Below are 10,532 nucleotides of genomic sequence, written 5' to 3'. Positions count from 1 at the left end.
TCTACTTTAGGCTCAGGCTTTTTTTCCTCCACTGCATACTTTTTAGCTTTGTTATCAGAAATTGCTTCTTCTGTTTGTTTTTTGATATCTTCCACTTTAATGTTGTCAGACTCAACTGTAATCTTTTTACCATCTTTGGGGGTAGTTGTCTGTGAGGATTCGATTACTTTTTTTTCAGAAAGTTGCTCTTTTAGAGAAAAATATTGATTAGTTAATTTTACGATCCCATAAACGACCAGTCCAAAAGCAACTAAAAAAATTGCTCCAACAATGAATATTATCTTCACATCACCTTTAGAATCTTTCTCTTTAATTTTATTTGAATCCTTCATCTTTACCTCCTACATCCTCTCAGGTGCAGATACACCTAATATATTAAGTCCAAGACTAATCGTTTTTGCCACTGCCTCCGAAAGAGATAGTCTGGCGTTTGTAGTTTTAAGATCATTTTCATCAACAATTGTGGTGTTGTAGTAATATGTGTGAAATAAACCAGCAAGATCCTGAAGATAATAGCATATTCTGTGAGGTTCAAGATTTATGGTGGCTGTTTTCACTACATTTTTAAAATCGTAAAGTTTTTTTATTATTTCAATCTCTGAGGGGAGTGTGAGAAGTTCTAAATCACAGTTAATTTTAAACTCTATCCCTTTTTCCGTTGCGTTTCTTTTTAAACTGCAAACTCTTGCATGGGCATATTGTATGTAGTAAACTGGGTTATCATTACTTTTGCTTTTAGCAAGATCTATGTCAAAGTCAAACTGAGAATTTATATCTCTCATAAGATAAAAGTATCTTGCGGCATCAGTCCCCACTTCATCAAGGAGCCAACGGAGGGTGATAAATTCCCCTGCTCTTGTGGACATCGATATCCTCTCTCCACCTTTAATAAGGCTCACCATCTGTATAAGCTGAATTTTCAAGTTTTCCACGTCTATACCAAGGGCTTTTACTCCATTTTTTAATCGGTTTACATATCCGTGGTGGTCAGCCCCCCAGACATCCACAAGGAATTCAAAACCCCTCTCAAACTTATTTTTATGATATGCTATGTCTGATGCAAAATATGTGTATTCACCAGTGCTGCGTTTAATTACTCTATCTTTATCATCTCCAAGCTGCTCTGATTTAAACCATAATGCATTATCTTTTTCGTAGATATAGCCATTTTTTTTCAATAGCTCTATGGTTTTCTCCACTTCTTGAGATTCATACAGCGATTTTTCACTAAACCAGTTGTCAAAGGTTACTCTAAAATCCCTTAAATCAGCTTCTATGCCATCAAGAATTGTTTTAACACCAACCTCAAAACAGACATTTATACCATTTGTTTCATCGTTCAAAAGATGATCCTGATATTGTTTGGCGATATCTTTTGCTATGTCGATTATATATTCACCTTTGTAGCCATCGGCCGGAAATGGATAACTCTTCTCAAACAATTCGCAGTACCTTGAGTATATGCTTAAAGCAAGATTATTCATCTGATTACCAGCATCGTTGATATAGTATTCCTTATACACATCAAAACCAGATATCTTAAGTAATCTTGCAATTGTATCCCCGTATGCGGAACCTCTACCATGACCGATATGTAGCGGACCTGTGGGGTTGGCACTGACAAATTCCACCATTGCCTTTTTATTGTTACCTATATTTTCTATATGAAAGTCTGGCTTTTCAATAATAGCTCTTAAAAAATTATAGTAAGGTTCTTTAGATAAAAAGAAATTTATGAAACCTGGGGGAGCCACTTCCACTTTTGAAAAATTTTTTTTATCGATATCTGAAACTATTTCATTTGCTATGTCGAGGGGTCTTTTCTTTAGTGCTTTACTTAATACAAATGCAACATTTGAGGAAAAATCCCCATTTTCAGATTTCTTAGGTATCTCGATTGTATAATTGACACTTTCCAGATCATATTTTCTTAATGCTTTGTCAATAGCCTCTTTAATTAGGTCTTCCATTATTCCTCCATAGTTTTCTTCAAAAAGAATTTTATAATAAAATGATAATATTTTCAATAGGTAAAAGTGTATTATTTCCATTTGACATCAGGCAATTCATTGGATATTATTAAAGTATGAATATATTACCTGCAGAATGGCATAAACAGGATTGTGTACAGCTTACGTGGCCCCATGAGGATACCGACTGGAGAGGTTACCTTGATGAGGTGGATAATTGTTTTTATAATATTGCTAAAGAGATTGTAAAAAGGGAAAAACTGATTATCGTTTGTAAAAATATTGAAAGGGTAAGAAAAATAACCTCCGGATTAGACCAGAGTCGTATCATTTATTGCCAGATAGAAAATAACGACACCTGGGCCCGGGATCATGGGGGGATAACTGTATTTAGAGACGGCAAACCCACCATTTTAAATTACAGATTTAATGGTTGGGGGCTTAAGTTTCCCTCTAACTATGACAACCAGATAACCAGAAAGCTTTTTGAAAGAGGTATCTTCAACAAAAATACAAAGATTGAGTATCATAAGGATTTTGTTTTAGAAGGTGGCAGCATAGAGTCTGATGGTGAAGGTACTATTCTTACAACAAGCAGATGTTTGATGTCTTACAATCGTAATGAACATTTAGATAGTAAAGAGATAGAAAAAAGGCTTAAAAAAGATCTTGGGGCTGAAAGGATTATTTTTTTGGAGCATGGTTATCTTGAAGGGGATGACACTGATAGCCATATAGATACGCTGGCAAGATTTTGCAGTGTTGATACGATATGTTACGTAAAGTGTGATGATTCAAACGATCCTCATTATTACGAGCTGTCGATGATGGAAGAGGAACTGAAAAGTTTAAAGGATAAAAATGGTAATTACTACAACCTGATTCCTTTACCTATGGTTGATCCCGTATACTATGAGAATGAAAGATTGCCAGCTACTTACGCAAATTTTTTGATTATCAATGATGCTGTTTTAGTGCCTATATATAATTGTAGCAAGGATGGTGTTGCTCTAGAGATTTTTAAAGATATCTTTAAAGAAAGAGAGGTTGTGGCTGTGGACTGTTCTGTTTTAATAAGACAGCATGGATCCTTACATTGTGTGACAATGCAGTATCCTGAAGGGGTGTTAGAATGGGAAGAGTAGTTAGAGTGGGATTTGTTCAGCAGTCAAATGGTGAGGATGTGAAAGCCAATATTGGGAAATTGACTGATAATATAAATTTTCTGGTAAAAAAAGGTGCAGAATTGATTGTGTTGCCGGAGCTACATAATACCCTCTATTTTTGCCAGAAGGAATCTGTGGAATATTTTGATCTGGCGGAGCCGATACCTGGCCCTTCTACTGAACATTTTTCTAAATTGGCAAAAGATAATAAGGTGGTCCTTGTGACTTCAATTTTTGAAAAAAGGATGGCTGGGGTTTATCACAATACAGCTGTTGTTTTTGAAAAAGATGGTTCAATAGCTGGTATATATAGAAAAATGCACATACCTGATGATCCGGGGTTTTATGAGAAGTTTTATTTTACACCAGGAGATATCGGCTTTAAGCCTATTGATACATCGATCGGAAGAATAGGCGTATTGGTTTGCTGGGATCAGTGGTATCCGGAAGCTGCCAGATTAATGGCTCTGGCTGGTGCAGAGATAATAGTTTATCCTACCGCAATTGGATGGGATCCTGATGATACTGATGATGAAAAAGAGAGACAATTAAATGCATGGATAATATCCCAGAGGGGGCATGCGGTGGCCAATGGGGTTTTTGTGGTTTCTGTAAATAGGGTAGGGTACGAAAAAGACCCATCAGATAAAAGTGCTGGAATAACATTCTGGGGGAATAGCTTTATAGCAGGCCCTCAGGGGGAGATAATCTGCTCTTCTGGTAACTTTGATGAGGAGAATTGCTATGCGGATATTGCCTTGACAAGAATTGAAAAGGTAAGAAGAATCTGGCCATTTTTTAGAGATAGAAGAATAGATGCATATGGGGATATTTTAAAAAGGGTTATAGATTAGTGATTGTTTGTAAGTTTTATTGAAAATCCTCTATTTTGATTTATAATATTACATAACCTCTTGGGAGTAGATCATGAAAAAGCTTGGCGAGATCCTTTTGGAGAAAAAGATTCTAACTAAAGAAGAATTGGCACAACTTCTTGCAAAACAGCAGATCACAAGGGAGAGGTTGGGGGATCTTGTTGTAAAAGCTGGGTTTTTGACTACAGAGAGTTTGCTGAACATTGTGGCGGAGCAGTATGGTTTGCAGTATTTCAATCTAAAAGAGCTTGTAATTCCTGTGGCTCTGCAGAAGGAGGTCAATTTTGAGATTCTCAAGAAGTATAGAGTGGTACCTGTAAAGCTTGAAGATAAAAAGCTTTTTCTGGGGATAAATGATGTCTCTTTATTGAAAGATATAGATGAGATCGCTTTTAATCTTGGCAAAACAATTGTACCGGTGTTATTATCGGAAATATCTATAGATAGAATTCTGGTGGATCTCGAAAAATTACCGTATGGTACGAAGGATTATCAATTTAAATCATTAGAATTGATAATGCAAGGGGGAAAAAATTTTGATACCCTAATTATTACTATATTAGACTATGACGATAAAATCGAAAGGATTTTTATCAAAGAGAATGCCCCACCATTTATAAAAAAATCTAATATGATTGAAAAGATTCCTTATGATTCTTTTACCAAGAGTCAGATTTTAAATATCATTAAAGAGGTATGTGATGAAAATGAAAGGAGGTCACTTGTTTCAAACGGTTTTGTTAGTGTGAAAAGATCAATAATGTCAAAAAGATTTACATTAAACTTTTATAAAGAAAAAAACTCTTTTTTTATACTTGTTATAAATAATTCTTCATCATTTTTAAATATATCAAACTTCAAACTTGGAAAGGATATTAATAAGTATCTGCTGGAGCCAGCAAAGGGTATATTTTTTTTAATTGCCCCTTTTGGGCATGGTAAATCTTCATTTATCACTTCCATAATAGATTATTTAAATTCGGTTGGGAGATATAATATACTTTACGTTGCGGAGAGGTTAAATGAAACGTTAAGGAACAACAGATCAAATATTGTACAGATAGAGAGGAGTATGATTAAAGATAGGGCAGTTTTTTCCGAAATACTAAACGATTTTGATCCAAATATTCTTTTCATTGATAATATTGATTCATCTGAGATGTTTAGCAATGTGTATAAGTTTGTGGAGGCTGGTAGACCTGCTTATATTGCATTTGAATCAAACAGTATCCATTCCTCTGTGGAGAGCTTGCTTTACAAAGAATCGGAATCTTCTTATAAATATCATCTTAATCGCCTTGCGGATAATGTTAAGCTATTTATGAATTTCAGATTAGTCCCAAGTAAGAATGGTCAGGATAAATTTTTTGTTTATGAGTATTGTGTCAATAGTTATAAGCTGAAAAAGATTATAAGGGATAACGCACTGAACCTTATTCATACCCAGGTAAGGGGAACAGGTGATTATATACCTTTTGAACTACAACTGGCAGATCTATTTTTAAATAATCTTATAACTTATGAAGTTGCTGAAAATTTTTCCCTTGATGTGGATCTATTTAAAAGGCATGCGAAAATAAACGGATAGTGGATGAGTATTGAAAGATATTTTTTGGAAGATCGCTACCTTCCTCGGTTAATAAAAAATTATAATTTTAGAAGGCATCAACTGGAATTTTCAAAAAACATATGTAAACTGCTGGGTGACTATAAATCTATTATGGCTGAGGCTCCCACAGGTTATGGTAAAACGATATCATACTTGATACCTTTATTTGAATTGGGTAGAAGGACGATCATAAGCACCAAAACAAAACAATTGATGAATCAGATATTAAACAAAGATATACCTATTGCTGTCCAGCTTTTTGACAAAGATATAAAGATTACAAAGTTGCTTGGCAGAAGAAACTATTTTTGCCATTACAGGTATTCTAAATTTATACTACCATATGCGGATATTTACCCTGATGTGGTGAGTTGGGCGGATGGTATCATTGAAAATAAAATTACAGAAATCAACGGACTACCGTTTGATATTGATATTATAAATAAAATAACGGCAGATAGCTACCAATGCCTATCGGGAAGATGTCCATATTTTTTTCAATGTTCCTTCTATAATGCCAGAGATGTTGCCAATAGCTCTGATATTGTGGTGACAAACCACCATATGCTACTGGCGGATATTGCCATGAGGGTGAAATTCGACGGCAATTACAATTTCGATTTTGCGGAGCATATCGTTTTTGACGAAGCACACTCAATTGTTGATATATTCCCATCATATCTTGGGGAAGAACTCAATTTTTATGCTATTTTGAATTTTATAAAAGAGAATAGACCCTTTTTGGGGGATCATTTTTTTAAATATTTTACAACAAGATTCCGTAGTATAAATGATAGGTTTAGAAAAACAATGATCATCAACAATCAGATAGAAGATGAGTGCCTGAATCTTTTATCAGAAATGGATAAGGCTTTACGGGATAAAGTACCGGAAGAGGAATATTCAGTGTTTGATAAGTATAAAGAGACTCTCTCAAAGGTGTTTAAAAATGATGGGATAAAGTTAGTGGAAAACTATGGGGATTATTTTTCATTGAAAAATATCCCCGTCAGCTCGGCGGAATATTTCTCTGATGCACTTTTTAAAAGTTGTATCAGCTCTCTTATAATCAGTGCCACAATTACGTTTAATGGGTCATTTGACTATGTTATAAAAGAACTGGGGCTTGAAAATAAAGTGGAGACTATTAAGCTTGAGCCTGCTGAAAATTTGATATCACAGGGGAAGGTGTATATACATAATGAGTATTCCGAAGATCTTGAGTGGAAAAAACTGTTTTATTTAGATTTTTTCTCCCGGATCAGAGGAGCTACGATAGTTATTTTCAACAGTTTAAATCATATGAGGGAAATAGGTGAGTTTATTAAAAATAATTTCCCCGAAAAAAGGTTATTTTTCCAGACGGAAGATTTGCAGGGTATTGAGATTGATGAAGAAACTGTTATTATAGGTTGCTCAATCCTCAGGGAGGGGATCGATTTTGGTGGTAAGGGGGTAAAATATCTTATTATTGATAAGTTACCATTTGAAAATATCTCTGATCTTTATATAAAGGCAAAAATGGATTACTATGAGGATAAGTATGGCAATGCTTTTTTAAATTATTACCTGCCGCGGGCGGTGATTTTCTTTAAGCAGGCGGTGGGGAGACTGATTAGAAACGAAACTGATTCTGGTTACTGGATAATTTTAGATGGAAGAGTCAAAACTAAAAATTATGGTAGATTTTTTCTTGAGGTATTAAAAGAAGCAGAAAAAGTAGAAAGATTCTGGTAAAATAACATTAGATACCATCTAATTTGAAAAGATATTTAAAAAAGGGGGTTTTAGATGAGAAAAGTGTCTTTAGATTATAATTTTGTTATGAAAAGTAACCTTGATGATGGTTTGAATAACGAGGAACTTGAATCTGAATTAAAGCTTGTGGAGGAGGGGCTAAACAGATTAAATGTTATGGTGGAGTCTAATGAGACGGGATTTCCAAAGCTTGTGGATCTGGATGATGGTGAAATTATAGATTTTGCAAGATCTATTCAAGGGGAATTCGAGGATATGATAATTATAGGGATTGGGGGATCATCCCTTGGATTTGAGGCAGTGGCAAATGCCCTTTTGCCTTACAATTATAATGCACTATCCCCTGATAAAAGAGGCTATTTCCCCAGATTTTGGGTCATGGATAATGTGGATCCATACAAAGCTTACTGGATATTAGAACATTGCAATCCTCATAAGACCATTGTTCTTGTAATTAGCAAGTCCGGAAGTACTGTTGAAACAGCTGCAAATTTTTTAGTGGTCTATGAATGGCTTTTAAAAAATAATGTGGATTTAAAGAGATCTCTCATTGCCATCACTGATCCTAAGAAGGGTGATTTGAGAAATATTGTGAGCAGGTTTGGTTTGAAGTCGTTTGAAGTGCCAGAGAATGTTGGGGGGAGATTCTCTGTATTGTCATCTGTTGGGATTGTGCCATTTGCAATTCTGGGGATTGATATCAGAGAATTGAAAAATGGGGGGCGATTTTTTATCCACAATGGTAAAAATCTCTATCTTAAGATGACTGCCATATATAACGCTTATATCAAAAGGGGTAAAAAGATAAATGTTCTTATGCCATATACTTCCAGACTAAAAAGCTTTGCCGATTGGTTTTGCCAATTATGGGGGGAGAGTCTTGGTAAGAGGTACACAAGAGATGGCAGGGAAATATTTTTTGGCTCTACACCTGTTACTGCTATTGGAACGATAGATCAACATTCTCAGCTCCAGCTTTACAAAGAAGGCCCATTTGATAAGCTAATTACGTTTATTCAGCTGGATAAACATGATTTCAATCAGGAATTAGATGGTGAATGGTACGAAAACTATAAATATCTAACAGGTGTGGATCTTAGTAGGCTTTTGAATGTGGAGCTGCAGGCCACAGAAGTGGCTCTAAAAAAAGCCAATAGAGTATCCATGAAGATAGCGATTGATTTTTTAGATGAATTTAGCATAGGATACCTTTTTATGCTTTACGAGTATGTTGTGGCTACTCTTGGGATTATAAATAATATAAATCCTTTTGATCAGCCAGGTGTTGAAGAAGGGAAAGATTACGCTTATGGAATTTTGAATAGGGCAGGCTATGAAGATAAACGGAAAGATTATGAGGCGTCTGGTAGGAGAGAATCAGACTATATCGTTTGATGGTAAAATAATAGATATCGATAGATTAAAAAACAGTAAGATAGTTGTGGCTTTTTCCGGAGGCAGGGACTCTGTAGCCCTGCTTCATTATTTGTATCTTATGAGAGAAAGTTATAATATTAAACTGTATGCATGTCATGTAAATCATGGTATTAGAGGGGAAATGGGAGATAGGGATGAGGATTTTTGTAAAAGGTTTTGTATGGAATTTAAAATCCCATTATTCATAAAAAAGATAGATGTACCATCCCATGTAAGTAGATTTAATCTATCTGTGGAGGATGCCGCCAGAAAGCTAAGATATCTTGCTTTGTTTGAAGTATTACAAGAGTTAGGTGCAGACTATATAGCCACGGCACATCATCTGGATGATATCGTTGAAACATTTTTTGTGAAGGTGTTTACAGGTGGGGCGATCTATAATTTGAAAGGATTTGATAGGAACGACAGAGTGCTAAGACCATTTGCAAACTTAGAACGGATGCAAATTGAGGAGTATATTAAACATAACAAACTTGAGTATGTTGATGATGAAACGAATTTCAGTTCAGATTACGTGAGAAATTGGGTTAGGTTGAAGATTATTCCGGAGATCAGAAACTACAACAGGGGGTATCTAAACAATATATATTCCATACAGGAGCAATCAAGTGAACTTAAAAATTTTCTGCATAATCATCTTGCTGATTCACCTATGAAATTTGATCGGTTTTTAGCTCATTTAGATAAGAAATATCTTTTGTCAAAATCTCTTTTTGAAAGAAGATTTCTACTTGCAAAAATGTTTGAAAAATTTTTTAGGGTGGAAAAAAAGCATATTGACAATGCTATGAATCTTCTGGTGGGAAAGTCAAAAAGAATAAATATGCCAGATGGATTTATATTTGAAGTGTCTATGAATAAAGTAATTATCTTTCACAGGGATCTAATAGAAAAATTTATTTTTTTAAAAAAAGAGTCAGATGATATTGTTTTTTTGCCAAAATTGTGTAAATATATAAAATTTGATGGTTCTTTAAGGGATGCCGTCCTTATAATCAGGAATAGAAAGGATGGGGATAGGGTTGACGGATCTAAATTAAAGGATATTTTGATAGAGAAAAAGATAGATAAGTTTGATAGGGACAGATTGGTGGTGGTGGAAAAAGATGGTAAGATAATTTGGGTTGAAAATGTTTGGGAAGTGAATGAAAATATAAAGGCTGTAGATATGGAGGTTTGATGGAAAAACATACTTTGGAAGTTTTAATCAGTTATGATCAGATTATAGAACGAGTTAAGCTATTAGCGGAGACTATCACTAAAGATTTTGAGGGTGAAGATCTTCTTGTGGTGGGTGTTTTGAAAGGGGCATGGATATTCATGGCGGATCTGGTTAAATACATAGATCTACCTATGGAGATAAGTTTTGTGTCGGTATCGAGCTATGCTGGAGAAAGAACCACTTCCAGCGGTGTTGTACGTCTTCTATGCGATGTTGATAGACCTGTGGAGAAGAGAAATGTGATACTTGTGGAGGACATAATAGATACCGGACTTACCATAAATTATTTGAAAAGGCTTTTCAGCGTAAGGAATCCTAATAGTCTCAAAGTATGCTCTTTACTTGATAAGCCTTCCAGAAGACTAGCTGATATCAATCCAGATTATTGCGGTTTTTCTATTCCGGATAAATTTGTGGTGGGGTATGGGCTGGATTATAATGGTTACTATAGAAATTTAAAAGATATATCTATTCTAAAGATAAATGCTTAGGGGG

At 34.9% G+C, this 10,532-nt stretch carries 9 protein-coding genes; 7 read left to right on the top strand and 2 right to left on the bottom strand.

The genetic code is table 11. The features are described 5' to 3' along the window. Both ACP5Q2_RS08825 and argS read right to left on the bottom strand, forming a co-directional pair. On the bottom strand, window positions 1-332 hold a 332-nt coding region (locus ACP5Q2_RS08825), incomplete at its 3' end, for a hypothetical protein (protein ID WP_428099297.1). Between the two features lie 9 nt (window positions 333-341). Then, window positions 342-1,970, bottom strand: a complete 1,629-nt coding sequence (gene argS / locus ACP5Q2_RS08820) for an arginine--tRNA ligase (RefSeq protein WP_428099294.1) — start codon at window positions 1,968-1,970, stop codon at window positions 342-344. A 116-nt stretch (window positions 1,971-2,086) separates the two neighbouring features. On the opposite strand from argS, the gene ACP5Q2_RS08815 reads away from it, so the two are divergent. The 7 genes from ACP5Q2_RS08815 (at window position 2,087) to hpt (ending at window position 10,528) form a co-directional block, all read left to right on the top strand. After that, window positions 2,087-3,115, top strand: a complete 1,029-nt coding sequence (locus ACP5Q2_RS08815) for an agmatine deiminase family protein (protein ID WP_424606239.1) — start codon at window positions 2,087-2,089, stop codon at window positions 3,113-3,115. Continuing rightward, the gene (locus ACP5Q2_RS08810) at window positions 3,103-3,990 is read left to right on the top strand and encodes a carbon-nitrogen hydrolase (protein WP_428099291.1); all 888 of its coding nucleotides are present in this window, start codon (window positions 3,103-3,105) and stop codon (window positions 3,988-3,990) included. The genes ACP5Q2_RS08815 and ACP5Q2_RS08810 overlap by 13 nt, the downstream gene beginning before the upstream one ends. Before the next feature lie 73 nt (window positions 3,991-4,063). Continuing rightward, on the top strand, window positions 4,064-5,599 hold the full coding sequence (locus tag ACP5Q2_RS08805) for a hypothetical protein (RefSeq protein WP_428099289.1): 1,536 nt from the start codon (window positions 4,064-4,066) through the stop codon (window positions 5,597-5,599). A 3-nt stretch (window positions 5,600-5,602) separates the two neighbouring features. Beyond that, the gene (locus ACP5Q2_RS08800; RefSeq protein WP_424606236.1) at window positions 5,603-7,357 is read left to right on the top strand and encodes an ATP-dependent DNA helicase; all 1,755 of its coding nucleotides are present in this window, start codon (window positions 5,603-5,605) and stop codon (window positions 7,355-7,357) included. Window positions 7,358-7,411: 54 nt separating this feature from the next. After that, a complete protein-coding gene (locus ACP5Q2_RS08795) occupies window positions 7,412-8,773 on the top strand; it encodes a glucose-6-phosphate isomerase (RefSeq protein ID WP_424606235.1) in 1,362 nt (453 codons plus the stop codon). Beyond that, complete coding sequence (gene tilS, locus ACP5Q2_RS08790; RefSeq protein ID WP_428099286.1) at window positions 8,712-9,995, top strand: tRNA lysidine(34) synthetase TilS; 1,284 nt, start codon at window positions 8,712-8,714, stop codon at window positions 9,993-9,995. Before ACP5Q2_RS08795 ends, tilS begins: the two co-directional genes overlap by 62 nt. Beyond that, window positions 9,995-10,528: a hypoxanthine phosphoribosyltransferase gene (gene hpt, locus ACP5Q2_RS08785; protein ID WP_428099284.1), complete on the top strand. Its 534-nt coding sequence runs from the start codon at window positions 9,995-9,997 to the stop codon at window positions 10,526-10,528. The genes tilS and hpt overlap by 1 nt, the downstream gene beginning before the upstream one ends. Window positions 10,529-10,532 lie beyond the last annotated feature (4 nt).

Source organism: Calditerrivibrio sp. (assembly GCF_049968475.1).
In the GTDB taxonomy this organism is placed as follows: Bacteria; Chrysiogenota; Deferribacteres; order Deferribacterales; family Calditerrivibrionaceae; genus Calditerrivibrio; species Calditerrivibrio nitroreducens_A.
This window is presented reverse-complemented; position numbering and strand designations above follow the sequence as displayed.

Bases quoted from the DNA above. Each gene is read 5' to 3' on its own strand.
- argS (WP_428099294.1), bottom strand. From the start codon at position 1,970: ATGGAAGACCTAATTAAAGAGGCTATTGACAAAGCATTAAGAAAATAT.
- ACP5Q2_RS08815 (WP_424606239.1), top strand. From the start codon at position 2,087: ATGAATATATTACCTGCAGAATGGCATAAACAGGATTGTGTACAGCTT.
- ACP5Q2_RS08810 (WP_428099291.1), top strand. From the start codon at position 3,103: ATGGGAAGAGTAGTTAGAGTGGGATTTGTTCAGCAGTCAAATGGTGAG.
- ACP5Q2_RS08805 (WP_428099289.1), top strand. From the start codon at position 4,064: ATGAAAAAGCTTGGCGAGATCCTTTTGGAGAAAAAGATTCTAACTAAA.
- ACP5Q2_RS08800 (WP_424606236.1), top strand. From the start codon at position 5,603: ATGAGTATTGAAAGATATTTTTTGGAAGATCGCTACCTTCCTCGGTTA.
- ACP5Q2_RS08795 (WP_424606235.1), top strand. From the start codon at position 7,412: ATGAGAAAAGTGTCTTTAGATTATAATTTTGTTATGAAAAGTAACCTT.
- tilS (WP_428099286.1), top strand. From the start codon at position 8,712: ATGAAGATAAACGGAAAGATTATGAGGCGTCTGGTAGGAGAGAATCAG.
- hpt (WP_428099284.1), top strand. From the start codon at position 9,995: ATGGAAAAACATACTTTGGAAGTTTTAATCAGTTATGATCAGATTATA.